Here is a 26,015-nt window from a genome sequence, read left to right on the forward strand (position 1 = left end):
GGTCCGTACCGCGTGCCACCAGAACCCCCGTCACTCCGCGGTGCGGAGTGCCAGCCCCCTTGACTCAAGGGGGCACGTCAGGATTCTGCCGGCGATCCGATGCCGTGGAAAATTAGGCGGCGGCTTTGACAGCTTCGACGACCTTCTTGGCACCGTCGTTGATGTTGTCGGCCGGGATGATGGCCATGCCGCTGTCACGCAGCAGCTGCTTGCCTTCTTCCACGTTGGTGCCTTCCAGGCGCACCACGACCGGAACCTTGACGCCCACTTCCTTGACCGCGGCGATGATGCCTTCGGCGATCATGTCGCAGCGGACGATGCCGCCGAAGATGTTGACGAAGATGCCTTCGACCTTGTCCGAGGACAGGATCAGCTTGAACGCCTCGATGACGCGCTGCTTGTTCGCACCGCCGCCCACGTCCAGGAAGTTCGCCGGCTCGCCGCCGTTGAGCTTGATGACGTCCATGGTGGCCATGGCCAGTCCGGCGCCGTTGACCATGCAGCCGATGTTGCCGTCCATGGTGACGTAGTTGATGTCCAGCTCCGAAGCGGTTACTTCGGTTTCGTCTTCCTGGGTCTTGTCGCGCATGGCAACCAGCGCCTTCTGACGGAACGCGGCGTTGTCGTCGCTGTCGAACTTGCCGTCCAGCGCGTACAGGTTGCCGTCGTCCAGGATCGCCAGCGGGTTGATTTCAACCAGCGCCAGGTCCTTTTCGTTGAACAGGCGGTACAGATTCACCATGATGCTGGCGAACTGGCCGGCCTGCTTGGCGGTCAGGCCCAGCTTGAAGCCGAAATCACGGCCGTGGTAACCCTGCACGCCTTCGACGAAGTCGACGTTGAGCGAGTGGATCAGCTCCGGGGTTTCAGCCGCAACCTGCTCGATCTCCACGCCGCCTTCCGAAGAGGCGATGTAGGTGATGGTCTTGGTGCCGCGGTCGACCAGTACCGACAGGTACAGTTCCTTGACGATCTCACCGGCGGTGGTCACCAGCACCAGGTTGACCGGCAGCTCGACGCCGGCGGTCTGGTAGGTGGCCATCTTGGTGCCGAGCATCTTGGCCGCAGCGGCCTTCACGTCGTCGGTGGTCTTGCAGAACTTGACGCCGCCAGCCTTGCCGCGGCCGCCCGCGTGGATCTGCGCCTTGACCATCCAGGGGCCCTGGCCCAGGGCGTTGGCCGCTGCGACTGCTTCATCCGGGGTAGCCGCGACCTTGCCGGCCGGGACGGGAATGCCGTACTCGGCAAGCAGTTGTTTTGACTGGTATTCGTGGAAATTCATGCGTCACCGTGGGTATAGGAACGACCGCACGCATCTCCAGGGCTCCCTCACGGGGCGCCGGTAAGGACCGCGGCGGGCCCACTATTGTGGACGAGCCGGCGCGCAGGCGCAAAGACGCGCGCGGTCGTCCGGCGGTGCCGGCCCTTTCCGGCGATTTTTCAGGCAGTTGCGGCACGCCCCCCGGCCCTGCCCCGGGGGCCCGGCCATGGCAGTGCGCAAGCCGGGCCGGGACCTGCCCGGGCATGCGCCATTGGCGGCCGGCATCGTTCGCCACTACCGGCACCCCCACGGCGCGGCCACACCCTCTACACTGGCTGCATGCCTGAAGGGGAGTTCCGGCGTGTCACCCAGTGCTTCATTGATCGACCGCATCGAATCCATACCGAAGCGGGAGCTGTACTTCTTTGCCCTCTACCGCCTGCTGATCGCCGCCGTGATCGCGGCCCTGCTGTTCAGTCCGCTGAGCACGCTGGTCGGTGTCGCCGACCACCCGCGCCTGGCCGCCGTGGTCAGCTGCGCCTACCTGGGCCTGTCGCTGCTGATCCTGGTGACCGGCCGCAACGAACGCTGGCTGCGCCCGATCGTGATCGGCAGCGTGATCGTGGACATCATCGCCGCCACCCTGCTCGCCCATGCGCTGCCCGGGGCGAGCGCCGGCCTGTCGATGTCCCTGCTCTTCAGCATCGCCGCCGCCGCCACGCTGCTGCCGTTGTCGCTGGGCATGGGCATCGCGCTGACCGCCAGCGCCGCCACCGCCGGCGAATACCTGTGGAAGCTGCTCGAAGGCGGTGACCCCACCCGCACCCTGGCCGAGCTGGCGATGTTCATCACCAGTTACCTGGCCCTGGCCTACGTGAGCTACCAGGTCGGCAACCGCGCACGCCGCAACCAGCAGCTGGCCAACCAGCGCGGCGACGAGGTCGCCAACCTTTTTGAAATCAACGAGCTGATCATCCGCCGCATGCGCACCGGCGTATTGGTGGTGGACGGCGCCAACCGCATCACCCTGGCCAACGAGGCCGCCTCGACCCTGATCGGCGATGCCGACGGCGACGGTGGCAGCGGCCGGCTGGACCTGGGCAGCGCCGCGCCCGACCTGAGCCGGCGCCTGCAGCGCTGGCGCAACGGCTGGAACAATGAGGAAACCCCGCTGCAGCTCTCGCCCGACCAGCCGGAAGTGCAGCCGCGCTTCGCCCGCCTGCTGGCCGGCAGCGACCTGACCCTGGTGTTCCTGGACGACTCCACCGTGGTCTCCCGGCGCGCCGAATCGCTGACGTTGTCGGCGATGGGCCGCTTCTCGGCCAGCCTGGCCCATGAGATCCGCAACCCGCTGGCGGCGATCAACTATGCCGCCCAGCTGCTGGAGGAATCCACCGCCATCGGTGACACCGACCGGCGCCTGCAGCAGATCATCCACCAGCAGTGCCAGCGCACCAACGGCATCGTCGAAAGCGTGCTCGGCCTGGCCCGGCGCGAGCGCGCCAACCCGGAAAACCTGGACCTGGCCGCATTCGTGCGCCGCTTCGTGCTGGAGTACAAGCAGGGGCTGAGCCTAGAGACCGACAGCGTCGAGCCGATCATCACCGAGACCTCCGTGCATGCGCTGATCGACCCGCGCCACCTGCACCAGATCCTCACCGTGCTGGTGCACAACGCGCTCAAGTACGGCCGCATCGCGCAGGACCCGGCACGGGTGCGGCTGCGTGTGGCCCGCCAGGACCGCGCGGCGGTGATCGACGTGATGGACCGGGGCCCCGGCATTCCGGAGACCGTGGCCAACCAGCTGTTCCGCCCGTTCTTCACCACCTCCGAGCACGGCACCGGCCTGGGCCTGTATATCGCCCGCGAACTGTGCCGCGCCAACCAGGCCCGCCTGGAGTACGTCTCGGTGCCCGCCGGCGGCGCCTGCTTCCGGCTGATCCTGCCCGGCCCGCACACGATGCTGCCGCAATGAAGCCGTGCGCAGCGCCATGGATTCGAACGCGTCATCCCCACCCCGTCAAACATTTGTCGGATACAACCGCCCTCGGCTATCTTTCCCCCATATGAACGAAAACCGCAGCGCCCTCGTCGTCGACGACGAACGTGACATCCGCGAACTGCTGGTACTGACCCTGGGCCGCATGGGCCTGCGCATCAGCACCGCAGCCAACCTCGCTGAAGCCCGCGAGCTGCTGGCCAGCAATCCCTACGACCTGTGCATCACCGACATGCGGCTGCCCGACGGCAACGGCATCGAACTGGTCACCGAGATCGCCCAGCACTACCCGCGCACCCCGGTGGCGATGATCACCGCCTTCGGCAGCATGGACCTGGCCGTGGAAGCGCTGAAGGCGGGCGCCTTCGACTTCGTCAGCAAGCCGGTGGACATCTCGGTCCTGCGCGGGCTGGTCAAGCACGCGCTGGAGCTCAACAACAGCGAACGCGTCGTGCCGGCCGCGCTGGTCAGCGACCAGGCCGCACGCCTGCTCGGCGAATCGCCGGCCATGGACGCCCTGCGCGGCACCATCGCCAAGGTCGCGCGCAGCCAGGCGCCGGTCTACATCCTCGGCGAATCCGGCGTCGGCAAGGAACTGGTGGCACGCACCATCCACGCACAGAGCGCCCGTGCCGCCGGTGCCTTCGTGCCGGTCAACTGCGGCGCGATTCCGTCCGAGCTGATGGAGAGCGAATTCTTCGGGCACAAGAAGGGCAGCTTCAGCGGCGCCCACGCCGACAAGCCGGGGCTGTTCCAGGCCGCGCATGGCGGCACCCTGTTCCTGGATGAAGTGGCCGAACTGCCGCTGCAGATGCAGGTCAAGCTGCTGCGCGCCATCCAGGAAAAATCGATCCGCCCGGTCGGCTCGGCCACCGAAGTACCGGTGGATGTACGCATCCTCTCGGCCACCCACAAGGACCTGGGCGAACTGGTCGAGGATGGCCGCTTCCGCCATGACCTGTACTACCGCATCAATGTAATCGAACTGCGCGTGCCGCCGCTGCGCGAGCGCCGCAGCGACCTGCCGCAGCTGGCCGCCTCGATCCTGGCCCGACTGGCCCGCACCCACGAACGCGCCACCCCGCTGCTGGCGCCGTCCGCCCTGGACGCGCTGGGCCAGTACCATTTCCCCGGCAACGTGCGCGAGCTGGAAAACATCCTCGAGCGCGCGCTCGCCTTGGCCGAGACCGACAGCATCGGCGCCAGCGACCTGCGTCTGCCGCAGCACGGCGGCGTACGCCCCGGCAGCAATGCCGCGGTGGAAGAAGCCGTGGTCGACCTGTCCCCCGGCAACGGCGCCCTGCCCTCCTACATCGAGCAGATGGAGCGCACCGCGATCCAGAAGGCGCTGGAAGAAAACCGGTGGAACAAGACGCGCACTGCGGCGCAGCTGGGGATTACGTTCCGGGCGTTGCGGTACAAGTTGAAGAAGCTGGGGATGGATTGAATCCTGGCCAGGATTGACCGTATAGCCATGCACTGCGTGGCTGCCACTTAACAACGCAACACCCAATATCCAACGGGTGCCAACCGCACCCGCATCGCCCGGCATTGCGATGGACACGCATGGCGTGTCGCTACCGGTCACGTGCACGTAGCCACCCGCGTAGAGACACGCAATGGGTGTCCAACGTAATACTCGGCCAACATGACGCCAACGTCCCAACAATACGGCACCACCGCACGCACTGTCTGCCAAACCCAAGCCGCTCTCGACACGATGTTGGCAACGCCTACTAAAACCCCGAACAAGCAACAGGCACAAGTGATTAGCTATCGATCGCATCACCGTGCGTGGTGCGACGGAGCTTCAAATCTCCATGCACGCGCAAAATCATGGACGCCCCATGTCGGGAGGGTGGCTAATACAAGACTCCTCATCCGGGGAAAAATGCCACGCCACACTTACGTACGCGGATTTGAACCTCCCGGCTCCCTTGCCCTAGAGGCGAGGGAGATATCCCCATGGAGGCTTCTCATGCGCTCGGCACGCAACACCCCACTCTCCCCCTAAATCCACCTACCTACTTCGCACGACCGCGCCACTACACAGTACGCGCGCGAACATACGCATGGATGGACAGCTTCGGCGACGGCACTGCGCCTTGCCTCTCGGTACACGGCCATTGGCTGGAGAACGCAGGCTTCAGAGTCGGCGCAAGCGTAAGCGTTGAAGCAACTGTCGGCCAACTAATCATCACCTTGGTCGAGTTCCCCAGTTCGACGCAACAGCGTCACTCAAGCGAATTCGAAAGACATATTGCCAAGCTAGCCAGCGCGAGATTGGCGACCACGTAGAACATGTCCCATCGCAAATTCAACAGAACTGAATTCGCGCTCACCGTCTCTTGGTTAGAGACGTCAGCCCTTGTGCGACTTCCGGCGACAGTGCATCGCGCCACACATGGGCCAAGACACCCAAAAAGGCCTTCTTCTCCGACATGTACGACTCAATAGCGTTCAATGCAAATTGGCCATGCAAGCTCAACAGCGTTTCCACAGGGCCAGCCCCCAGATTTTCCAGCACCCAAGGGTCGGAACTCAATTCAAATATCTCGACAACCAATCCCCATGCCCGTTCAGGATCCTCAATACACATCATATTGAGCTGAATTGCAGACCATTGGGAATCGCTCTGTAGAGCGGAACCATCAGTGGCGCCCTGCAAGGCAACCCAAGCCCTTGCCAAAGCATGGCGGTTCAAAAATTCCATCAAAAACTACCTCGGTGCAGGCTGAGTCGGGACTGGCTTCGTTGCCCACTCCCAAGCGTCGGAAGGATAACCTTTGCAGTTCATCGCGTCTGCCACCTCAAGGTACCCGCGAAGATTCACCAGACCCGGACGGCGGCGCAGTTGGGGATTACGCTCCGGGTGCTGCGGTACAAGCTGAAGAAGCTGCGGATGGATTGAGGGAGGCGATCAATCGCCACCGCTACGTCTGAGTGACGCGATGCGTGGCTACTCCATTGCCTCCCACACGTTAGCAGCCAAGGCTTGGGAGTCGCATCCGAGCGCCGCACGCTCACGCACGCAAATAACCCCGCAAACCCAGCCTTCAACTTCAAGATGGGCCGGCACACCAGCCCAAACAGCCGTCAGATATTCTGCAGAGGCCGGCCACTCGAACACGGCCCACATGCCACGGCTTTCTTCGCTCCTGATGACTGCGCCGATGACCTAAAGCCCGTTGATCACGCTCTCAAGCCGTCCCGACTCATCAAAACTGAAGAATCGTTCGTCGCCTATGCGGGTTATGCATCGTCCATCATATGCAAAGCTCCGCGTCGCCTTGACGGTGCGACCTGCCTTTGTTTTGTAGACATCGAAGTCACATGCAGAATCTGGCTGATTACATAGATCTGCCGACTGTTCTCTCGCAATATCTACAAGCTGCAATTCGGCGTCAGTAGCGCTCTTTGGGTTTACTTCGCCGACGCAAGTGATGGGCGGCTTGGAACAGGCCGCCACTACCAATGACGCGACCACCACAGTCAAAACCAATCTACTCCGCAGCTTAGCCACCATTCGGATACGTCCCGTTGAATACGTCTGGAAGAATATTTTATTGATGTCGTTGATCCGGCCAATTCAGCAGATCTCGTACCTCTCGTAGGCCACCTGAATGCAGCCGTTCGCAAGATAGAGATATCCATGGCCATGCGCAGATGGAACCCAAGAGACGAAATTGCCAAATCTGGCATGCGAGTCAAGGGACATCAAACCAAGGATCGCGGAGAGCGAGCCAACCCCTTCTATTCGAAGAACTCCTGGCGTCCTCTGCCTGTCATCGCTTGAAGCGTAGTACGCCATCTCTATTTCGACCAAACGAGATGACAAGTCAATGCAGATGCGGTGAAGCAAGGCATCGTGCAGATCATCCTTCTCGAACATTTGATCATTCATACATCACCAATCCCAGATGAGAGTTCCCAACATCCACAGAGCAGCACCTCCATACAGCGCAGCCCTTGCTCCCGGTGACGCTTCCAAGTTCCACCTCTTATCTGGAGCTGGCTCAGGGGCGGATCGGCCCGCGAATCCGCTTCTCAGCGCGCACTCCTTTACAAAGCCGGGCATCTCATCTTGGACCTTTGAACATAACCGGGCTCGCATCCAATACAGTCAAGTGGAGATCCCTCCGTCCAAGCCAATTGATCGCATTCGATGTATCGACCGACGCTGGGATCATAGTCGCGAAAAATAGTTGCAACTCACACCCGACGTGGACCCTAGCCACTGACCAGGGTCCTTAAAGTTGACATGGCTCGTAAATTTTCAGCCCTAGACTACTCATGGTAAAACCACGCCCGCAGTATCCCACTGCTCCTAGCAAGAGACCTGTCACTCGCATCAGCCATCCAGGAAAAACTGCAACAACGGAACGAAGCCCATAGCTAGAAGCATCATGACGAACGCAGCCAGCGAGCAAAGGTGGACGAACGCAACAATAGCGATCGGACTTCTAAATCTCCGCTCCCTGATGATGGCAACGCACGCGAAGAATGCGTCGCGCATTACCATTAATTCCCGCGTTGGCATGACCGGGAGAGCAGCAAGCTGCTCTTCACCGGACGTTCTGTCTCGCTCTCGCCTGGCGATCGCTACCGCGCAGGTTCGACTAAGCACGTTAACTACCATGCAGTAAAACATGTAGGGAATCAGTTCATCCATTGCTTCTAGAGACCACACCCACAGTTGATGACCTGAGGAGGCCCATCAAACATGGAGATACCTTTTGGATAGGCGTAGAGCGAAGCGTCAAAGCCGCCTTGCCCAGCCCACGAAAGCTCAGATCGCGCCGATCCGAGCATCAAGTCTGAGTAGCTTGCCCCGCCGCCAAGCGAGAGACCGCCACCGTAAAGGACAGTACGGCCAATCAGATTCTGGGGATTCACGTCCGCCGCGCCATCCTCAAGCGCCACCCTTGAAGCTGTATATGTAACTGGAGCACCAAAACCGGCACCGAACCAGTAGACATCCAAGTCAACGATACCCCTTTTTCCGTTAACGCACTCCGATTCCAAGTGGAAATTGTACTTGGCCCCTGCAAAACCCCAGTTGCCACCCGCAATTCCGTGCGCATAGCCACGCCAAGCCACCAATCCCATAGGGTCGACATTACTCAATGGAGACAACCGGGACAATGCATATGTTGAAGCACCAGCTCGCAAGCCGACAGGATCGCTTTGTGCATATCGACCAACTTGGTAATCATAGTCCCTGAAGTAGTCGTAGCTCAGCCCGGAAATCAACTCCACCTTCTGACCCGAGAAGCGAAGATCGAAGGGCTGAAGAATTCCGTCCTGATCAGGACCCTCAGCCGACATGCCGGACCCAAACGCCTCACCAAGCAGGCGCCAGCACCATACAGCGACATCCCGCTGCGGATCGATCAATGCACGCGGCGACCCGATGGTCGGACTCGATATAGAGCACCTTACCCGCCTGAATCAGTCCGACAGGCCGGGAACCTAGCCATACGACCTGCTGTGCCGGGGCACCGCTTGCACCATACCTGCCCAACCACTCGCCGCCCTCACCATGCAGGTGCAGCGTCTTTTCAGCACCCAACTGCTGCAACACGCGCTGGCCTGCCGCGTTGTGGCGGTAACTGGCCTGCGCGGAGCTGCTCGGGTCGCGCTACCAAGCCGGCCGGCCAGGTCATAGGCATATTGCCACTCGCTGCCGAGTCGGTCGAAGGTGAACTGGGTGACGCCGGTATCCGGGCTCGTCTGTGTCGTGAGCTGACCGAAGCCATCGTAGGCATACGTGGTCGCCAACCCTTTGGGCCGGTGGATGTACGCATCCTCTCGCCCCCCCCCCACAAGGACCTGGGCGAACTGGTCGAGGATGGTCGCTTCCGCCATGATCTGTACTACCGCATCAACGTAAATGCGACTAGCACAACGGCCCGATGACCCACCAAGGGCTCTACCAGGGACCGCACCACAACATACGGCCCGCGTGGCGAGATCTCCTAAATTCCCGATAGCTGCGCAGACTCTCTAAAGCCCATTGATCACGTCCTCCAGCCTTCCCGACTCATCAAAAGCATAAAACCGATCATCGCCAATACGGGTAACGCATCGTCCATCGTAGGCAGTCACCCGCGTGGCCTTGACCGTCCGACCTGCCTTGGTTTTGTAGACATGGAAGTCACATGCCGAATTTGGCAGGTTACATAGGTCTGCCGACTGGGCCCTCGCGATGCTCACAAGGCGCAAATCAGCGTCGGTGGCGTTCTTGGGACTTATCTCACCCCCACAAACGATGGGCGGTTTGGAGCACGCTGCAACCCCCATTGACACTGCCAGCACAATCAACCCCAACCTACTCTGCGCCAAAGTTTCCATTTGGATACGTCCCGTCGAACACGTCTGGAAGAATTTTCTTAATGATGTCATTGATTCGGGCTCTCACAACCTTCTTGCAAGTCCCACCAATACAGAATTGCTCAGACAGCTTTGCCGCGAGGCAACGAAGCTCCGCCGCGTAGGCCCTAGCCTCACTGGCAAGTCTCTCCTGTGCATTGTCGAAGTTCACCAGCCCCTTCGGATGTAGCACGGGAAGCCAGCCGCCATAGCGGCACACACCTGGATTTGATCTCGTGGCATCTGACACATGGGTTTGTTCATGAATCGCCAAACAATCGCCTATGCAATCCCGTTCATAGGTGGAAAGGCGAGTCCAGTTGATGAATGGCTTCACAACTCCGTCGTCACAGTAGACGGTGCCATCCGGCCGCTTTTGTCCCGGACCAAGCAGCGAATCTCGAATTGCAAGCAGCCCCTTCGGATCGTAAGCACCGGTTGGCATGCCGCCAACATAGCCGTAGGTGGATGACCCAGCGGCTAGACCCAAGGGGTCGCTCTGCACATACCGTCCACTGCCTGCATCGTAGTCCCGGTGATAGTTATAGAACAATCCAGCCCCATCGGTGGCCTGCTGGCCTGGGAACCTTAAACCCAGTTCGAAGGCCCTCCCATCTCCGTCCGGGTCACTATTGGGCGCCTGATTGCCGAACACTTCGCTCGTATTGCTCCATTCCCAGATCGCAACGTTACGCGCCGGGTCAATCACCACGCGCGGCGTTCCCAGATGGTCGGGTTCGATGTAGGCGAGCTCCGGCACCCCGGGAGCCACCGTGCTGACCAGTGCCACGGGAACGTCGTCAAGCCAGATCGCCTGCTGCAGGGCCTGGCCGGTACTGCTGTAGTTTCCCAGCCACTGACCCGCTTCATCATAAATCGTCAGCAGGGCATCGTTCGAGGCGCCGACCCGTTGTATACGCTCGCCGCGATCATTGTAGGTGTAGCGCTCCACCACCTCACCGCTCTGCCTGGTCTCGCTCATGCGGCCGGCATCACTGTAGACGAACTCACGACTTCCAATATTCAACGTATTGCCGGTTGCATCGTAATTGCGCATTTCGCCGTCAACAGCGACCAAACGGTGGCTGTTGGCGGGGTAGGTGTAGGTAGCTGTTCCCGCCGCCGTAGTCAGGGCAGTCCGGTTTCCCGTTGCGTCATAGGCGTATGTCTCAATCGGAGTTCCCGTGGCGCCATCCTGCGTCTGCGTGAGGCGGCCAAGGGCATCGTAATCGTACTGCGCCAGCACTGCGTTTCCGGCACCGTCTTTCAGCTCAGCGATTGCCCCCACGGCGTCGTAGCCGAGTCCCAACGAAAGCCCCCCAGACGCCGAATCATGCACAGAAACCGGGCGGTAATCCTGGTCCAGCGGGCGCTGCAAGGTACGGCCATTGCCGTAAGTCCACCCTGTGGCCGGCCCGAATGGCGCATAGCTGACCTGATTCAGCACGACCTTGCGAGCCTGGCCCGGCCGAGTCAAACCAACCTCACCGACGCGCCCCAAGCCATCGCGCGCGTAGTCCACCACCATCCCATCGGGGTAGATCAGCTGCGCCAATCGGCCGCCCTTCGTATATCCATAGCGCACCGTGCTGGAAACGCCGTCGACTGTCTGGACCTTGCGTACCATCTGGCCAAAGCGGTCATAGCAATAAGCGGTGCTGCCACCGGCATGCTTTACATAGGAAAGGCGACGAGCGGCAAAGCGCTCAGCATTGGCGCATGAGGCCGAAGCAGTATCGTAAACGTAGTTGATGTCCAAGCCGGGATCTGGGTAGCTGATGCCGATCAGCCGATTGAGCGCGTCATACTGATAGACCGACGTTATGCCGCGGGCGTCGGTGTGCGTCTTATAGTTACCGACGGCGTCCACGGTTGCGCTGGAACTGCCGCTGTCCGGACTCTCCTGCTTGATGAGGTCGCCAAAGCCGTTATAGCTATAGGTTGTGCGCAGGCCCTTTGGATCAACCACACTGGAGACCCGACCGTTCGACGCGTACTCATACACCATCTGAGCCGCTATTCCACCGCTATCCTGAACTTCGTTGACCACGCGGTCCGCGCCATCGTAGCTCTGCCTAGCCACAACGCCCAGAGCATCTTCGGACTCCAGTACGTTGTTATTGCCATCGTAGCGCAGCAGAATTGCATGCCCGTCGGCACCCGCCACACGCGTATTGCGGCTGGCAGTGTCAAAGGAGCGATTCAACAGGCGCCGTAGCGTACCGCCGCTGTCCAGCACCTCTTCGCGCACACGATTGCCTGCGCCGTCCAGGATATAGGTGATTCGATTGCCGATGGAATCCTCAACCGATCCAAGGCGATTGGCCGAGTCGTAGTGCATTCGGGTCCAAACTCCATCCGGTGAAACGGTACGCGTAAGCTTGCCGGTCGAACCATACTCAAAAACACTGACTCGGTCATCTGCCGGCACGCTCCCCTTGAGGGTTTCGGTGACCATACGCCCCATAGGGTCGTACAAGCGCTCCACTTCTGTTCCGTCGGCCCTTTTGATCTGGAGTTCTCTTCCGCCAGCATCGTACTCGAGGTATTCGGTTCGGTGGCCAAGTGCATCAATCTGTGCACGCAGATCGCCTTTGCGATATGCGCAACTCCCGCCGGAAGCACAACCGGCATCGTTGTCCGCGTAGTACTCGAACCGGGCAACGAAGCCTTCCGGGTTACGCCTGGTCAGCTGCAGACCGGGTAGTGGGCACGACGAAGGATCGACCGCGGCATCAGAAGCAGAGCAATACGTGTTCTGGAATTGGCGAACGTTGCCGGGTGCAGACACCAGCGAACCACAGACATATTCAGTACTCTGGCTAGTGTCATACCGACAAGAGAACAGCACGTGCCCTTGCGCATCGTAGACATGGCGGCCCAACGACGTGAGCTGTTCGCCAGCGCCGCTCTTCTGGCTCACCCGGTGCTCAACAACACGGTTATCCGCATCCCGGGTGATCCGGGTTACACGGCCAATGGCCTCTTCTGTGCTCGTCATCACCTGCGAAATAGGGCCGCTGCTGGAGTCCACGTATGACAACGTCGTGCGATTTCCCAAGGCATCGGTACTTGACGTCGGTCTGCCACTGTCGCTGAATCCGTTGGATCGCGTTCCCTGCGCGTCGACCGTTTGGGTAATCTGGCGGAACTGCCCGCCTCCGATCGCGTGCTGCCTGACATCACCAAGGTTGTTGACTGACGTTGCCGAACCATCAGAGTTGTAGGTAATGGTGATCACGTCTACCGGTTGGCCGTCTGCGAACAAACGACTTCCCGTGACCTTCGCCGCCTCGTTATAGGTGAAGCTCGCGTAGCGGACGTTTCCTTCTACGATACCCGTCAGCAGGTTCGCCCCCTTGTCGGGCGCAAGACCCTGCTCTGCATACAGGTACTTGCGGAACGACCCATCAGGTCTGTCCACCCTAACCAGATTGCTGTACTCGTCATAGGCGTACTTCGACACGGAGCCGTCCGGCAGGGTGATGGAGCTGATCCGCGACTGCTCATACTCAAAGACCAAGGCTCGCCCCGTGCCATCGCTGACGCGTAACAGCCTGTCCTTCGCGTCATAGACAAGGGTGACCGCAGTTCGTGGATCACCTTCATCCACTGCGACGAGCCTGCCCTGTGCGCTGTACGTCCTCTTGAAGCCAGAGGCCTCGATTAGCTCGAACTGTCCATTCGAGAGCCTTTTAAGCGTCTCCCCTGCGACCTGATTACCACGCCCCGAAGAGTACGTCTGCAGGTAACCGCGTTCGGTGATTCGCGCCTGCCCCACCGTTGAGGTGAGTACGCCCGAGTAAGTGTGCGACCAATTCGCCCCAAGCTCAGGCCCCGATTGGAGTTGGCCCAACGAATGGTAATAGCGGGTGAAAGGCCGACCCGCAAAGGTGAAATCGATTTCTGATCGAGCCTTGTCCCCTGTCGCAGGGAAGCAGGGATTGCAGTTTGCTGCCGCAGACTCTGTTTGATTGACACCATAAACGTAGATCGCCTGCGACGGCATGACTGGCTCACAAATCAGGGGCCAGTCCAGGCCCGAGCCCCCCGGTATATACGCAGGGTTATCCGCATACTTTGGTTTGAAGCCAGCGGGGCACTCGAAGGTTTGTATCTTTGTTAGGGCCAGGCTTCCGTTGGTTGGGGGAGACCCCGAACCCCAGCCAGGGCACCATGTCGTATAGCGAAATTCCCTGCGCTCCGCGCCTGCAAGTACCGAAGTGAAGGTCACGACCCCATGGGTACCGTTGGACCTTGTATGGACGTATGGCGCCCCGTACTTCCCCTCATATCCGAGTTCGACGTAAGAACACGTTGGGGCGGCGGCACGAAACTTCGCCATCACTCCATCAACGCCTTCTTGCTCGCTCGCGCAGCTGGTCGTGTCGTGGGGCCCCGGAAGCGAAGTACAGACCCCCTCCTGGGCAGTGTGTCCTCCGATCGTGTAGCCAGCCTTGTACATGACACTGGCAGGCTGATCCTCCAGGACGTACTTAATGAAATGGATCGGCCCCTGCGCGGTATCCATGTCGAGATACGTCCGCTCCTTCTTCCATAGACTTCCGTATGCGCCGGCCTTTGAGCGAAGTTCAGCCTCGGCGGCATGCAGCGTTGGATGGCAGGTCTCGTAGCAGAAGCGAGGCTCAGCCGTCTGTCCGAAGGCCATCTCACCGCTGATCCCAGCGAGCGAGAGAAGGAACAGAAGAATCGCTAATCGCACTGGAGCATGCTGACGGAAAAGCGATTTCTCATGGACGCTAAAGCGGCCTGCATCGGCGTGAGCGAGCGCGGAACGAAATACCAAGGATCGCAAAAACACGACCACCTCCTTGTGGATTGGGAACAACCACAGGAGCCTGCCTCCATATGGCCTGTTTAGCTAGGAGAGTGTGAACGAAAATCAGCGTTTGAAGTGAGTGCCACGTCCCCGATACGTCATACGCTGGCATCGCGTCTAGCCCTTAGGTCAGTTTGAGACGCACAGACGGCGCGCGGGACCCAGGCAGGCCTTGGTTACGCAACACCCCTGCTTGGACATGGCTTCATATGCCTGGCCGGCAACTGGCCGCTCCAGTCACGGGCGCCGACCCATTCCGTCCCATGCGACTGCCACCGTCGATACCGCCACGGTCACCTGTTCGGCGCGGCCGCGCACCACCTCGATCGGTGGTGACACTATTTAACTGTGTGCAAAGTAGCTACCCCCCCCCACCCACACCATCTCACCGTGCACGCCCCCCCACCGTCAGAGCACCCCATGGGTGACTACTCTTGAGACAGAAAAACGGCATAGCGGACACTTCGCGACAGCCAGGCATGGCCAGGCTCTACCGGCCGAGATCGATCAACGACCCGAAAAATGAAAAGGCCCGCATCCGCGGGCCTTTTCCGTTCAACCAAACCAACCCATCAATCCTTGGTAACCCGATTGATCTCAGCCAGGCTGGTCGTACCCGCCGCCGCCTTCACCAGCGCCGACTGGCGCAGATCATTCACCCCGGCCCGTTGCGCGGCCTCGGCGATCTGGATGGCGTTGCCGCCGGCCAGCACGATCACCGAAATCTCCTCGCTCATCGGCATCACCTGGTAGATACCGGTGCGGCCCTTGTACCCCTCGGTGCACTCTTCGCAGCCGACCGCCTCGTACAGGGTGATGCCGGCATCGACCTGTGCCTGGGTGAAGCCTTCGGCCAGCAACGCGTTGGTCGGCAAGGTGATCGGCCGCTTGCAGTTGTTGCACAGCCGGCGCGCCAGGCGCTGGGCAATCACCAACGTCACCGAACTGGTGATGTTGAACGGCGCGATACCCATGTTCATCAGACGTGCGATGGTCTGCGGCGCGTCATTGGTATGTAGCGTGGAGAGCACCATGTGACCGGTCTGGGCGGCCTTGATCGCGATCTCGGCCGTTTCCAGGTCGCGGATTTCGCCGACCATGATGATGTCCGGATCCTGGCGCAGGAACGAACGCAGCGCCGCGGCGAAGGTCATGCCGCGTTTGACGTTCTGCTGCACTTGGTTGACGCCGGGCAGGCGGATTTCCACCGGATCCTCGGCCGTGGAGATATTGCGCGTTTCATCGTTGAGGATGCCCAGCGCGGTATACAGCGACACCGTCTTGCCCGAGCCGGTCGGACCGGTCACCAGCACCATGCCGTAGGGCTTGTGGATGGCATCCAGGAACAGCTTCTGCTGTTTTTCCTCATAACCCAACTTGTCGATACCCAGCTTGGCCGCGCTACCATCGAGGATACGCAGCACGATCTTTTCACCGAACAGCGTCGGCAGCGTGCTGACGCGGAAGTCGATCTGCTTGGTCTTGGACAGGTTGAGCTTGATGCGCCCATCCTGCGGCACGCGCTTTTCGGCGATATCCAGCTGCGACATCACTTTCAGTCGCGCGGCGATGCGCTGGTTGAGCTTGACCGGGGCCTTGGCCACGTTCTTGAGCAGACCGTCGATGCGGAAACGGACCCGGTAATCGTCTTCGTACGGCTCGAAATGGATGTCGGATGCGCCCTTGCGGATCGCATCGACCAGCACCTTGTTGACGAACTTCACCACCGGAGTGTCATCGCCCTTGGCGTCGTGGCCAGTGTCGCCCGAACCGCCCTCCTCGTCGCCGCCGGAGACGTCCAGGTCGCCCATGCCCTCGTCATCACCTCCCAGGCTGCCGCCGAGGGTGTCGTGTTTGGACTGCCACTGCTCCAGGGTGCGCTTGATCTGCTCCTCATCAACCAGGATCGGCTCGACCACGAGGTTGGTGTGGAACTTGATTTCGTCCAGCGAATGGGTCGGATCGCTGGTCCCGATGAACAGCTTGCCGCCACGCTTGAACAACGGCAGCACGTGGTGCTTGCGCAGCAGTTCCTCGCTGACCAGGCTGATCGCGCTGTGGCTGCTCTCGAACACCGAGACATCCAGCAGCGGCATGCCGAATTCCAGCGCATTGGCCGCGGCCAACTGCGCGGCGGTGACCAGCTTCTTCTCGGCAAACCACTGCGGCAGCGGCTGCTTGGCGGCGCTGGCCTTGGCCATCGCGTCGCGGGCAGTAGCCTCGTCCAGCGCGCCGTCCTGGACCAGGCGGCGGGCGATGCCGGTGATCCCGACAAGGTTGGCGGTGACTACTGCGTTCATGGGCAGGATCCTTCAGTACGAAGCTGCATTATGGGCAGCGTTGGGGCTGGGTACTAGCACCCTGAGGGACGGTAACGTGCGTCGAAGGCACTCCCATCACATGTCCAGGTCCCGTCCGTACCACGGCGGAGCACCAAGTCCTTGCCGCTGACCGTACTGCTTCCCGCTACCTTGCAGGTAATGCTGCCGACGCCATCCGCCGCCAGTCCTGCAGCCACGGCGGAACATCGTGCGGTAGGTACCACGCCGATGTACGCAGCAGTCACCAGACTGGGATCTTTGCTTTCCTGCGCTATCGACTCCAGCGTGGTCTTGCCTGGACGGATATCGGAAAGTGCGGCTGCTACATACGCCTTTGCGATGTAGACCTGATACAGCGGCCAAGACACGGCGGCCAGAATCGCCAAAATGGCGACCACAATCATCAACTCAATCAACGTAAAACCAGAATCTCTTGCCATTGTGCGTCCCCCTTCGCACGGCCTAGTAACAAGAAGCCCCGCAATTGCGGGGCTTCCTGGCTACTCAAGGCATCAATTAGACGCCCGTGCAACCGGTCGGCGCGTACTTGGCGGCAACGGTGGTTGCGCAGGTCCAGGTGCCGTCGGCAGCAGCGCGGGTCAGGGTGATGGACTTACCCTTGACCTGCGAATTGCCGGCCAGGGTGCAGGCGATCGAGGCAACGCCGGTCGACGCCACGCCCGAGACGGTCACGGTCGGGCAACGGGTCGAGACCTTCAGGCCGATATCAACGGCGGCGGCAAAATCCTTGCCTTCGTTGAGTGCGACTTCTGCGGCGGTCTTGCCACCGGTGACTTCAGCCAGACCGGCAGCGGTCTGCGACTTGGCCACGTAGTCCTGGTACATCGGCAGTGCGATGGCGGCCAGGATGGCGATGATCGCCACGACGATCATCAGTTCGATGAGGGTAAAGCCCTGCTGCTTCTTCATGAGTACATCCCCTAGAGGTAGGTAGAAAAATGAACACTGGGTCGCGGCCTGGCCGGTGTACCGGCTGAGCAAGGCGAGCGCCCGTGCGGGTGGATCAAAGCAGGTTGCGTGCCAACTTCATCAGCAATGCTCCCCAGCATTCCCCGGCGCAATGATGGCACCAATATTCCGGATTGGAACCCCCCTCACAGAAATCTGCGACCGACCCTGCAATGTGACGTACTGCGTCACCTTGTGACGAAGGGGGTCCCGGATCCTGGTCACGCTCCGCCCCGGGAAAAGGATGCCAACCGGGCGCGGAACCGGCTACCATGCGGCGAGATAGCCCGCCTGGGGATGGCGTGGCTGGGGAGCCCTGTATGTCTGTCAGCCGTAGTGCCGTCAAGAAAGAGCCCGTGGCGCGTAGCACCATGGAGTTGAAGCCGTTTGTCTGGGAGGGGACCGACAAGCGGGGCGTCAAGATGAAGGGCGAGCAGCCCGCCAAGAACATGAACCTGCTGCGCGCCGAGCTGCGCCGCCAGGGCATCACGCCTACGGTGGTCAAGCCGAAGCCGAAGCCGTTGTTCGGAGCGGCCGGCAGCAAGATCAGCGCCAAGGACATTGCTTTCTTCAGTCGCCAGATGGCGACCATGATGAAGTCCGGTGTCCCTATCGTGGGTTCGCTGGACATCATCGCCAGTGGGCACAAGAACCCGCGCATGAAAAAGATGGTCGACAGTATCCGCACCGACATCGAGGGCGGCTCCTCACTCTATGAGGCGATCAGTCGGCACCCGGTGCAGTTCGACGAGCTCTATCGCAACCTGGTCAGGGCCGGTGAAGGTGCCGGTGTGCTGGAGACCGTGCTGGAAACGGTCGCCAATTACAAAGAGAACATCGAAGCCCTGAAGGGCAAGATCAAGAAGGCGCTGTTCTATCCGATCATGGTGTTGGCCGTCGCACTGCTGGTGAGCGGCATCCTATTGGTCTGGGTGGTGCCCCAGTTCGAGGACGTGTTCAAGGGCTTCGGCGCCGACCTGCCCGCCTTCACCCAGATGATCGTGAACCTGTCCAGGTTCATGGTGTCGTGGTGGTTACTGATCCTGATCGCGATCGTCGGCTCGGTTTTCGGCTTCATCGCCGCCTACAAACGTTCGCCCTCCATGCAGCACACCCTGGATCGCCTGATCCTGAAGGTGCCGGTGATCGGCCAGCTGATGCACAACAGCGCCATCGCCCGGTTCGCGCGGACCACGGCGGTGACCTTCAAGGCCGGTGTCCCGCTGGTGGAAGCGCTGAGCATCGTCGCTGGCGCAACGGGCAACAAGGTGTATGAAGAAGCCGTGCTGCGCATGCGCGATGACGTCTCGGTCGGCTACCCGGTCAACATGTCAATGAAGCAGACTCACCTGTTCCCGCACATGGTGATCCAGATGACCGCCATCGGCGAAGAGGCCGGTGCATTGGACGCCATGCTGTTCAAGGTGGCGGAGTACTTCGAACAGGAAGTCAACAATGCCGTCGATGCCCTGAGCAGCCTGCTCGAGCCGATTGTCATGGTGGTTATTGGTACCATCGTCGGTGGCATGGTGATCGGTATGTACCTGCCCATCTTCAAGCTCGCCTCGGTGGTTGGATAAACAAGCAATGGCATTTCTCGACCAGCATCCCGGTCTCGGCTATCCCGCCGCGGCCGGTCTGGGACTGCTCCTGGGCAGCTTCCTCAACGTAGTCATCCTGCGCCTGCCCAAGCGGTTGGACTGGCAGTGGAAGCGCGACGCCCGCGAAGTACTCGAAGAGCCGGATATCTACGAGCCGCCGCCGCCGGGGATCGTGGTGGAGCCGTCGCACTGCCCGCACTGCAAGCACAAGCTGGCCTGGTTCGAGAACATTCCGCTGTTCAGCTGGCTGGTCCTGCGCGGCAAGTGCCGGCATTGCCATGCCCCGATCTCGATTCAGTACCCGCTGGTGGAACTGGTCACCGCCCTGCTGGTGCTGGCCAGCGTCTGGCAGTTCGGCTTCGGCTGGCAGGGCTTCGGTGCGATCGTGCTGAGCTGCTTCCTGGTTGCCTTGTCCGGGATCGACCTGCGCACCCAACTCCTGCCGGACCAGTTGACCCTGCCGCTGATGTGGCTGGGCCTGATCGCAGCCAGCGACAACCTGTACATGCCCGCAAAACCGGCCCTGCTGGGTGCGCTGGCCGGTTACCTGTCGCTCTGGTCGGTGTGGTGGCTGTTCAAGCAGATCACCGGCAAGGAAGGCATGGGCCACGGCGATTTCAAGCTGCTGGCCGCGCTCGGCGCCTGGTGCGGGCTGAAGGGCATTCTGCCGATCATCCTGCTGTCCTCGATCGTGGGCGCGATCATCGGCTCGATCTGGCTGTACTCGCGCGGCCGCGACCGTGCCACCCCGATCCCGTTCGGCCCCTACCTGGCGATTGCCGGCTGGATCGTGTTCATGTGGGGCGAGCCGCTGATCAACGCCTATATGGGCTTCGCCGGCCTACGCTGAGGGCCGGCCGATGTCTGATTACGTCATCGGCTTGACCGGCGGTATCGCCGCCGGCAAAAGCGAACTGAGTCGCCGCTTCGAGGCCATGGGTGTCACCGTGGCCGACGCCGACGTGGCCGCCCGCGCGGTGGTCGCCCCCGGCAGCGAAGGCCTGTCCCGCATTGCGGCGCACTTTGGCCCGGGCATCCTGCTGGCCGACGGACAACTGGACCGGGCCAGCCTGCGCGAACGCATCTTCGCTTCCTCGGAGGATCGCCAGGCACTGGAAGCGATCACCCACCCGGCCATCCGCCAGTTGCTGCGCGACACCTGCGAGCGGGCGGGCGGCCCCTATGCAATCGCTGCCATCCCCCTGCTGACCGAAGCCGGCGGCCGCCAGCAATACCCATGGCTGGACCGCATCCTGGTGGTCGATGTGCCGGTAGCCGTGCAGCACGCACGCCTGCTGCAGCGCGACGGCATCACCGCCGAACTGGCCGACCGCATGATCGCCGCCCAGGCCAGCCGCGAGGCGCGCCTGGCGCTGGCCGATGACGTGGTGGTCAATGACGGGCAACCTGAGCACCTGCAGGCCAAGGTGGAGGCGCTGGATCGGCTGTATCGGCAACTGGCCGCCAAGAAGGTCGCCAACCACCGGTAGAGCCACCCCAGGGGTGGCTGCTTTTGGGTATACCGACACTCCGCACAGCCACCCATGGGGTGGCTCTACCGGACGTGGCAATTACAGCGCCGGCGAGCGCAGGCGACGATCAGACCGCCGGCGAGAACGTCAACGTCGCCACCACACCCCGATCCACGCCCGGGCGCACACTGACCTGCCAGCCATACAGATCGCATAACCGGCTGACGATCGACAAGCCGATGCCGCCACCTTGCGAGTGCCCGGCATGCGTGCCGCGATAGCCGCGCTGGAACAGCTTGGCCGCATCCTCCGCGCTCAACCCCGGGCCGCTGTCGATCACATCCACGTGGTTGCCGGTGACGACCACGCGCACCGAGCCTTCCTGCGAGTACTTCACCGCGTTGCCGATCAGGTTGCCCAGGGCGACCGACAGCGCCGACTCGGGCGCGTCGATGACCAGCTCGCGGTCGCCCTCCAGCACCAGCTCCAACGGCTTGCCGCCGAGCTGGGCGCGGTGCGCGTCAAGCAGTTGCTCGGCCACCCGCGCCACGTTGCTGCTGCCCTGCCCGCGCTCATTGCGCGACAGCAACAGCAGCGAGCCGATCAGGTCGGTACATTGCTGTTCGGCACGCTGGATGCGCTGCAGCCGCTGCAGCACCTTTTCATCCAGCCCGGGGCGCGCCAGCAGCAGCTCGGTCGCGCCGCGGATCACCGCCAGCGGCGTGCGCAGCTCATGGCTGACGTCGGCGTTGAACTCACGGTCGCGCTGGACCACTTCGGTCAATCGCGAGGAATAGTCGTCGAGGGCCTGGGCCAGCTGGCCCACCTCGTCGTCGGGGAAGCGCGGGGCCAGTGGCTCCGGCTCGCTGGTGCCGCCCCGGTAAGCCCGCAGGCGCGCGGCAAGATCGGACACCGGCTTCATCACCTTGGAGGCCGACCACCAGCCCAATACCAGCGACAGCAGGCTGAACACCAGTACCGACACCAGCAAGGCGCGTTTGAGCTGCGCTTCGCCGCGGATGCTTTCGGTCATGTCGTAGGCGAGGAAGAACCAGGCCTCGGGTGTCTTGCGCACGGCCAGCTTGTAGGAGAACGCGTTGCCGCGCTCATCCACCCCGCCCAGGCTGTGGATGCCATCGCGGAAGTCATACCAGTCCGGCTCTTCGGTACGCAGGGCGTCGAACTTGTCCGGCCGGACGATCCGCGCCCGCATCTGCTGCACCGGCAGGTCGGGATTGCGCGAGGGATCGGCCGAGTAGCGATGCGCGTACTCGTCGATATTGCGGTTCATCACGTCTTCGACCAGCTGGTTTTCCACGCGCGCGCGCGCCCAGTTGGTGGCAAAGGCGAACAGTGCCGTCAGGCAGAAGCCCAACAGCACGAACGAGACGATGATGCGGCTGCGCAACCGGCGCCGATATGGCGCGCGGCGACGCTCCCCCTTCCCGGTCACCGGATCAGGCTTCCGGCGCGGCGATGCGGTATCCGATGCCATGGCGGGTCTGGATCAACGGCACTTCGAACGGCTTGTCCACCACCGCGCGCAGGCCGTGGATGTGCACGCGCAACGAGTCCGAATCCGGCAGCTCCTCGCCCCACACGCGGGTTTCCAGCTCCTGACGGGTCACCACCGCCGGGGCGGCCTCCATCAGCGCCTGCAGGATTTTCAGCGCGGTCGGGTTGAGCTGCAGCAGCTTGCCCTGGCGACGAACTTCCAGCGTATCCAGGTTGTATTCCAGATCACCGGTTTCCAGCACGCGGGTCTGCACGCCCTTGCCACGACGCGACAGCGCGTTCAACCGCACTTCCACTTCCTGCAGCGCGAACGGCTTGATCAGGTAATCGTCGGCACCGGAGTCGAACCCGGCCAGCTTGTTGTCCAGCGAATCACGTGCAGTGAGCATCAGCACCGGGGTCTGCTTGCGCGCTTCGTTGCGAAGCTTGCGGCAGACTTCGATACCGTCCATGCCCGGCAGGTTGAGATCCAGAACGATCGCATCGAATTCGTGCACCACGGCAAGGTGCAGGCCAGTCACGCCGTCGGCGGCGAAGTCCACGGTATGCCCGCGGTCTTCAAGGTAATCGCCCAGGTTGGCGGCGATGTCGCTGTTGTCTTCAATTACAAGAATTCGCACTGTGACCTCTAGTTGGAATAATTGCCCACGCGCTGGTGCTGATCCATGTTCCTTTGCGCATCTGCCTTGATACGCTCGCGTTGGGCGACGGTCATGCATTGGGTGGTCGCAAAGTTCGACCCCGTTGCCTTCTCACGCCGACATATTAGACGGCTATCTTCGCGCGCCCGTGTCAAAACCGTGTTTACCAGCTGCTGGTCGTTGAACACCTCGGTCGCCGCCTGGGCCGGGAGCGTCGCCTGGCCCGGGTAGCGTTCGAGGGTTGAACGCATACGCCCCAAGGCTTCGCGGACCCGGGTCCGATCATCGGCCTTGATTTCCGAGTAGGTCTTGCCATCGTTCAAGTCGGTGTCGATCTGCTGGATCTGTTCAGCCAACGGCTTGCCGTCGGGGAAGAGGTCCGCCTTGGGCGCCGCCTGTAGAGCCCCGGCAGCAAACAGCAGGAACGATGCGACACCGGCGAGCTTCGTGCATTTCATTGCAACCAATCCTTAGTCAGCCTGAACGAAGCGCCGACTGTATCGCTGTCGGCTTTATCTCAGCAAGTGAGCAATGGCAGGGCCCAGAAGGCCGATAAAAAGGCCCAGGCGGAAACCGCCTGGGCCTGAAAGTGTTTCCCGATTACCGATCCTGCTGAGGAGGGCAGAGCTGCGGTTCGATGAAGGCTACGCCGGGTCCGATTAAAGCCTCGTTAAGCGCCGCGGCGCGCCGTGGCGACTATTCTCAAGCCTTTGAAATCGAAGGCTTTTTCATCCGGGTGACATGCTCGATGATGCGACCGGCCAGATCCGCCTGACAGATCGCCTCGATACCCTCCAGCCCCGGGGTGGAGTTGACCTCCAGTACCAGCGGGCCACGGCTGGAGCGGATCAGGTCCACCCCGGCCACGCTCAGGCCCAGTGCCTTGGCCGAGCGCACCGCCACCAGCTGCTCGGCCCGGCTGGCCTTGGCCGGCCGGGCACTGCCACCGGCATGCAGGTTGGAGCGGAAATCACCGTCCGGGGCCTGGCGCTGCATCGCCCCGACCACCTGGTCGCCGACAACCAGGCAACGCAGGTCGGCCCCCTGGGCCTCGCCGATGAACTCCTGCATCAGGAAGTTGGCGTACAGCCCGCGCAGGGCTTCGACGATGCCCCGGGAGGCACTGGCCTTTTCGGTCAGGATCACGCCACGCCCCTGGGTGCCCTCGTTGAGCTTCACCACGTGCGGCGGCGGCCCCAGCATCGACAGCAGGTCCACCGTGTCGTCGGGGTTGTCGCCGAATACCGTCACCGGCATGTCGATGCCCTTGGAGGCCAGGATCTGGTGCGCGCGCAGCTTGTCGCGGGCGCGCAGGATCGCATCGGACGGGTTGGGCGTGCGAGCGCCCATCATTTCGAACTGGCGCAGGACGGCGGTGCCATAGCGGGTCACCGAGGCACCGATACGCGGGATCACCGCATCCACGCCGGTGATCGGCCGACCCTTGTAATGCATGGTGAATCCGTCCGCGGCGATGCGCATGTAGCAGCGCAGCGGATCGAGTACGCGCACGGTGTGGCCGCGCGCGCGGGCGGCCTCCACCAGCCGGCGCGTGGAGTACAGCTTGCTGTTGCGGGACAGGATGGCGAGTTTCATCGCGGTGGGCGCACGGGGCCGGAAAACGCGAAGCATAGCCTGCGCCGGGTACGCCGCGATGAGGATCGCGCGACGCGCAGCGCAGCGGTGGTTTCAGGCGCACAGGCCGCGCGGCCAGACCCGTGGGCGAGTGCCGCCGCCAGCATGCCGGCGCCCGCCATGCGCTGTATTTGCAGCTGCCTGGGCGGAACGATGTTTCGCTGCACCGGTTGAACCGATACTCTCGACGCCCGGCCAACGACGGCCGAGCCGCGACACCACCGCGACCTCCGCAGAGGCATGCCAATGAAATCCGGACCGCTTGCTGTCGTGGCACTGCTGACGGTTCTCCTGTCGGGCACGATCCGTGCTGCGCCCGTGCCGTTCACCGACTACGGCGATTTCTATCGTTCGTTGGGCGGCAACCTGTTCCAGGGACCGGGAATCGCACTGGGCATGCCTTGCACCGACTCGCCGCGACACTGCCTGTGGACCACCTCGATGATGCGGGCGCTGCAGCGCCATCAGGACGCGCTGTGGACCGTGCCAGGCAGCCTGGCGGAGACGCCAGCGACTGGGAGTCCCGACGTTGTCTTCGATGGCAAGGCGGTGTCGGTGGGCGCGCGGCGCTGGCCACTGAGCGGCGCCGTCGACCTCGCACCGCGGGAATGGCGCACCGGCACGTCCATTCGCCCGGAAAACCTGGAGGACGTCACGGCGTGGCAGCACGGCACCTCGGTGTGTCTGGATATGCGCTACGTCAGCAGTGGCAAGGGCGATCGGTACACCACCGTGCTGTTGCTGCATACGGAACGCCTGTACATCCTGCCCCCGCTGTTTGGCACGTGCGCAGCCATTCGCGAGGCGCCGCAGCACCGCTTCAGCTATCCGAGCAACACCTACCTGGGACCCGGACTGGAGGACAGTCCGCTGGGCCTGCAAGTGGACTACCTGCTGCCGGACGGCAGGACACGCATTGCGCGCTATCTGTTGCGCTTTCCCGATCCGGACAATCCATTTGCCTTCGAGGTCATCGACGAATAGGGGCTCGCCCGTGCCGGCGACCCTGCGCACGCCAACATTGCAGCACGCTCGGAAGCTTCCTGTGCATCGTCGGCCACGTCGATCCGGCAACCGAAGCACGTCGCTGTCGATTCCAGCGGATGGGGTATGAAGCGGAGAGAATTAACAGGCGCCTGATCGGGGCAATCGCGGCGCGGTCCGGCGGCTGCGGAGCGCTGCATTCCCGTCCATGTGTCGGAACATGGAGCGGGTGAAGGGAATCGAACCCTCGTCAGTAGCTTGGGAAGCTACAGCTCTACCATTGAGCTACACCCGCGTGGTGCCGGACAAGTCTATGCGGCGGGACGGTAAAAAGGCAACGGGCGGCACTGGGCCGCCCGTTCTTGGTGCTTTTCCGCCGCCGCGCGCAGCGCCCCGGTCGGGGTG

20 protein-coding genes, 1 tRNA gene and 1 pseudogene are annotated in these 26,015 nt (G+C 62.1%); 8 read left to right on the plus strand and 14 right to left on the minus strand.

All coding sequences use genetic code 11. From position 1 onward, the window contains the following. Positions 1-112: 112 nt before the first annotated feature. Positions 113-1,282: an ADP-forming succinate--CoA ligase subunit beta gene (sucC, locus tag RTO53_RS03515; protein ID WP_312236499.1), complete on the minus strand. Its 1,170-nt coding sequence runs from the start codon at positions 1,280-1,282 to the stop codon at positions 113-115. Between the two features lie 340 nt (positions 1,283-1,622). Here sucC and RTO53_RS03520 point away from each other — a divergent pair, with 340 nt between their 5' ends. Continuing rightward, positions 1,623-3,236 carry a HAMP domain-containing sensor histidine kinase gene (locus RTO53_RS03520; RefSeq protein ID WP_312236500.1) on the plus strand — a complete coding sequence of 538 codons (1,614 nt, stop codon included), beginning with the start codon at positions 1,623-1,625 and terminating at the stop codon, positions 3,234-3,236. A 91-nt stretch (positions 3,237-3,327) separates the two neighbouring features. Next, positions 3,328-4,707: a sigma-54 dependent transcriptional regulator gene (locus RTO53_RS03525; RefSeq protein WP_312236501.1), complete on the plus strand. Its 1,380-nt coding sequence runs from the start codon at positions 3,328-3,330 to the stop codon at positions 4,705-4,707. A gap of 891 nt (positions 4,708-5,598) precedes the next feature. On the opposite strand, the gene RTO53_RS03530 is transcribed toward RTO53_RS03525, so the two are convergent. Then, positions 5,599-5,973, minus strand: a complete 375-nt coding sequence (locus RTO53_RS03530) for a DUF6869 domain-containing protein (RefSeq protein ID WP_312236502.1) — start codon at positions 5,971-5,973, stop codon at positions 5,599-5,601. On the opposite strand from RTO53_RS03530, the gene RTO53_RS03535 reads away from it, so the two are divergent. Continuing rightward, the gene (locus RTO53_RS03535) at positions 5,953-6,171 is read left to right on the plus strand and encodes a helix-turn-helix domain-containing protein (protein WP_312236503.1); all 219 of its coding nucleotides are present in this window, start codon (positions 5,953-5,955) and stop codon (positions 6,169-6,171) included. The genes RTO53_RS03530 and RTO53_RS03535 overlap by 21 nt on opposite strands. 678 nt (positions 6,172-6,849) lie before the next feature. Here RTO53_RS03535 and RTO53_RS03540 read toward each other — a convergent pair. The 3 genes from RTO53_RS03540 to RTO53_RS03550 form a co-directional block, all read right to left on the minus strand. Then, positions 6,850-7,152 carry a hypothetical protein gene (locus RTO53_RS03540; RefSeq protein WP_312236504.1) on the minus strand — a complete coding sequence of 101 codons (303 nt, stop codon included), beginning with the start codon at positions 7,150-7,152 and terminating at the stop codon, positions 6,850-6,852. Positions 7,153-7,611: 459 nt separating this feature from the next. Then, positions 7,612-7,932, minus strand: a complete 321-nt coding sequence (locus RTO53_RS03545; protein WP_312236505.1) for a hypothetical protein — start codon at positions 7,930-7,932, stop codon at positions 7,612-7,614. Between the two features lie 5 nt (positions 7,933-7,937). Further along, positions 7,938-8,657, minus strand: coding sequence for an RHS repeat-associated core domain-containing protein (locus RTO53_RS03550; protein ID WP_312236506.1), 720 nt, complete (start codon positions 8,655-8,657; stop codon positions 7,938-7,940). Between the two features lie 93 nt (positions 8,658-8,750). Here RTO53_RS03550 and RTO53_RS03555 point away from each other — a divergent pair. Beyond that, a pseudogene (locus tag RTO53_RS03555) lies at positions 8,751-9,152 on the plus strand (sigma 54-interacting transcriptional regulator); the annotation flags it as partial. A gap of 439 nt (positions 9,153-9,591) precedes the next feature. Here the strand turns inward: RTO53_RS03555 and RTO53_RS03560 are convergent. The 4 genes from RTO53_RS03560 to RTO53_RS03575 form a co-directional block, all read right to left on the minus strand. Then, a complete protein-coding gene (locus RTO53_RS03560; protein WP_312236507.1) occupies positions 9,592-14,454 on the minus strand; it encodes an RHS repeat-associated core domain-containing protein in 4,863 nt (1,620 codons plus the stop codon). A 590-nt stretch (positions 14,455-15,044) separates the two neighbouring features. Next, complete coding sequence (pilB, locus tag RTO53_RS03565) at positions 15,045-16,772, minus strand: type IV-A pilus assembly ATPase PilB (protein ID WP_312236508.1); 1,728 nt, start codon at positions 16,770-16,772, stop codon at positions 15,045-15,047. Positions 16,773-16,825: 53 nt separating this feature from the next. Next, on the minus strand, positions 16,826-17,233 hold the full coding sequence (locus RTO53_RS03570; protein ID WP_312236509.1) for a pilin: 408 nt from the start codon (positions 17,231-17,233) through the stop codon (positions 16,826-16,828). Positions 17,234-17,309: 76 nt separating this feature from the next. After that, the gene (locus RTO53_RS03575) at positions 17,310-17,723 is read right to left on the minus strand and encodes a pilin (protein ID WP_312236510.1); all 414 of its coding nucleotides are present in this window, start codon (positions 17,721-17,723) and stop codon (positions 17,310-17,312) included. A 359-nt stretch (positions 17,724-18,082) separates the two neighbouring features. Here RTO53_RS03575 and RTO53_RS03580 point away from each other — a divergent pair, with 359 nt between their 5' ends. Genes RTO53_RS03580 through coaE form a run of 3 tightly spaced genes read left to right on the plus strand, consistent with a single transcriptional unit; the run spans position 18,083 to position 20,853 of the window. Next, complete coding sequence (locus tag RTO53_RS03580) at positions 18,083-19,342, plus strand: type II secretion system F family protein (RefSeq protein WP_312236511.1); 1,260 nt, start codon at positions 18,083-18,085, stop codon at positions 19,340-19,342. A gap of 7 nt (positions 19,343-19,349) precedes the next feature. After that, positions 19,350-20,213: an A24 family peptidase gene (locus tag RTO53_RS03585; protein ID WP_312236512.1), complete on the plus strand. Its 864-nt coding sequence runs from the start codon at positions 19,350-19,352 to the stop codon at positions 20,211-20,213. Positions 20,214-20,223: 10 nt separating this feature from the next. Beyond that, positions 20,224-20,853: a dephospho-CoA kinase gene (gene coaE, locus RTO53_RS03590; protein WP_312236513.1), complete on the plus strand. Its 630-nt coding sequence runs from the start codon at positions 20,224-20,226 to the stop codon at positions 20,851-20,853. Between the two features lie 109 nt (positions 20,854-20,962). Here coaE and RTO53_RS03595 read toward each other — a convergent pair whose 3' ends face one another. The 4 genes from RTO53_RS03595 to rimK form a co-directional block, all read right to left on the minus strand. After that, positions 20,963-22,330 carry a HAMP domain-containing sensor histidine kinase gene (locus RTO53_RS03595; protein WP_312236514.1) on the minus strand — a complete coding sequence of 456 codons (1,368 nt, stop codon included), beginning with the start codon at positions 22,328-22,330 and terminating at the stop codon, positions 20,963-20,965. After that, positions 22,293-22,970: a response regulator transcription factor gene (locus tag RTO53_RS03600; RefSeq protein ID WP_017356179.1), complete on the minus strand. Its 678-nt coding sequence runs from the start codon at positions 22,968-22,970 to the stop codon at positions 22,293-22,295. The genes RTO53_RS03595 and RTO53_RS03600 overlap by 38 nt, the downstream gene beginning before the upstream one ends. Before the next feature lie 8 nt (positions 22,971-22,978). Further along, entirely contained in the window at positions 22,979-23,449 is a 471-nt protein-coding gene (locus tag RTO53_RS03605) for a hypothetical protein (protein WP_312236515.1), read from the minus strand. A 244-nt stretch (positions 23,450-23,693) separates the two neighbouring features. Next, on the minus strand, positions 23,694-24,587 hold the full coding sequence (rimK, locus tag RTO53_RS03610) for a 30S ribosomal protein S6--L-glutamate ligase (RefSeq protein WP_312236516.1): 894 nt from the start codon (positions 24,585-24,587) through the stop codon (positions 23,694-23,696). A 309-nt stretch (positions 24,588-24,896) separates the two neighbouring features. Here rimK and RTO53_RS03615 point away from each other — a divergent pair, with 309 nt between their 5' ends. After that, complete coding sequence (locus RTO53_RS03615; RefSeq protein WP_312236517.1) at positions 24,897-25,610, plus strand: hypothetical protein; 714 nt, start codon at positions 24,897-24,899, stop codon at positions 25,608-25,610. Between the two features lie 221 nt (positions 25,611-25,831). On the opposite strand, the gene RTO53_RS03620 is transcribed toward RTO53_RS03615, so the two are convergent. Then, positions 25,832-25,905: transfer RNA gene (locus RTO53_RS03620), tRNA-Gly, on the minus strand. Positions 25,906-26,015: the final 110 nt, after the last annotated feature.

The sequence above is a fragment of the Stenotrophomonas sp. genome (assembly GCF_031995405.1).
Taxonomy (GTDB): Bacteria; Pseudomonadota; Gammaproteobacteria; order Xanthomonadales; family Xanthomonadaceae; genus Stenotrophomonas.

What these genes read in the sequence shown, in the direction of transcription:
- RTO53_RS03545 (WP_312236505.1), bottom strand. Translation starts at nt 7,932, where the DNA reads ATGGATGAACTGATTCCCTACATGTTTTACTGCATGGTAGTTAACGTG.
- RTO53_RS03570 (WP_312236509.1), bottom strand. Translation starts at nt 17,233, where the DNA reads ATGGCAAGAGATTCTGGTTTTACGTTGATTGAGTTGATGATTGTGGTC.
- RTO53_RS03580 (WP_312236511.1), top strand. Translation starts at nt 18,083, where the DNA reads ATGTCTGTCAGCCGTAGTGCCGTCAAGAAAGAGCCCGTGGCGCGTAGC.
- RTO53_RS03525 (WP_312236501.1), top strand. Translation starts at nt 3,328, where the DNA reads ATGAACGAAAACCGCAGCGCCCTCGTCGTCGACGACGAACGTGACATC.
- sucC (WP_312236499.1), bottom strand. Translation starts at nt 1,282, where the DNA reads ATGAATTTCCACGAATACCAGTCAAAACAACTGCTTGCCGAGTACGGC.
- RTO53_RS03595 (WP_312236514.1), bottom strand. Translation starts at nt 22,330, where the DNA reads ATGGCATCGGATACCGCATCGCCGCGCCGGAAGCCTGATCCGGTGACC.
- coaE (WP_312236513.1), top strand. Translation starts at nt 20,224, where the DNA reads ATGTCTGATTACGTCATCGGCTTGACCGGCGGTATCGCCGCCGGCAAA.
- RTO53_RS03575 (WP_312236510.1), bottom strand. Translation starts at nt 17,723, where the DNA reads ATGAAGAAGCAGCAGGGCTTTACCCTCATCGAACTGATGATCGTCGTG.
- RTO53_RS03530 (WP_312236502.1), bottom strand. Translation starts at nt 5,973, where the DNA reads ATGGAATTTTTGAACCGCCATGCTTTGGCAAGGGCTTGGGTTGCCTTG.
- pilB (WP_312236508.1), bottom strand. Translation starts at nt 16,772, where the DNA reads ATGAACGCAGTAGTCACCGCCAACCTTGTCGGGATCACCGGCATCGCC.
- RTO53_RS03605 (WP_312236515.1), bottom strand. Translation starts at nt 23,449, where the DNA reads ATGAAATGCACGAAGCTCGCCGGTGTCGCATCGTTCCTGCTGTTTGCT.
- RTO53_RS03540 (WP_312236504.1), bottom strand. Translation starts at nt 7,152, where the DNA reads ATGTTCGAGAAGGATGATCTGCACGATGCCTTGCTTCACCGCATCTGC.
- RTO53_RS03585 (WP_312236512.1), top strand. Translation starts at nt 19,350, where the DNA reads ATGGCATTTCTCGACCAGCATCCCGGTCTCGGCTATCCCGCCGCGGCC.
- rimK (WP_312236516.1), bottom strand. Translation starts at nt 24,587, where the DNA reads ATGAAACTCGCCATCCTGTCCCGCAACAGCAAGCTGTACTCCACGCGC.
- RTO53_RS03535 (WP_312236503.1), top strand. Translation starts at nt 5,953, where the DNA reads ATGGCGGTTCAAAAATTCCATCAAAAACTACCTCGGTGCAGGCTGAGT.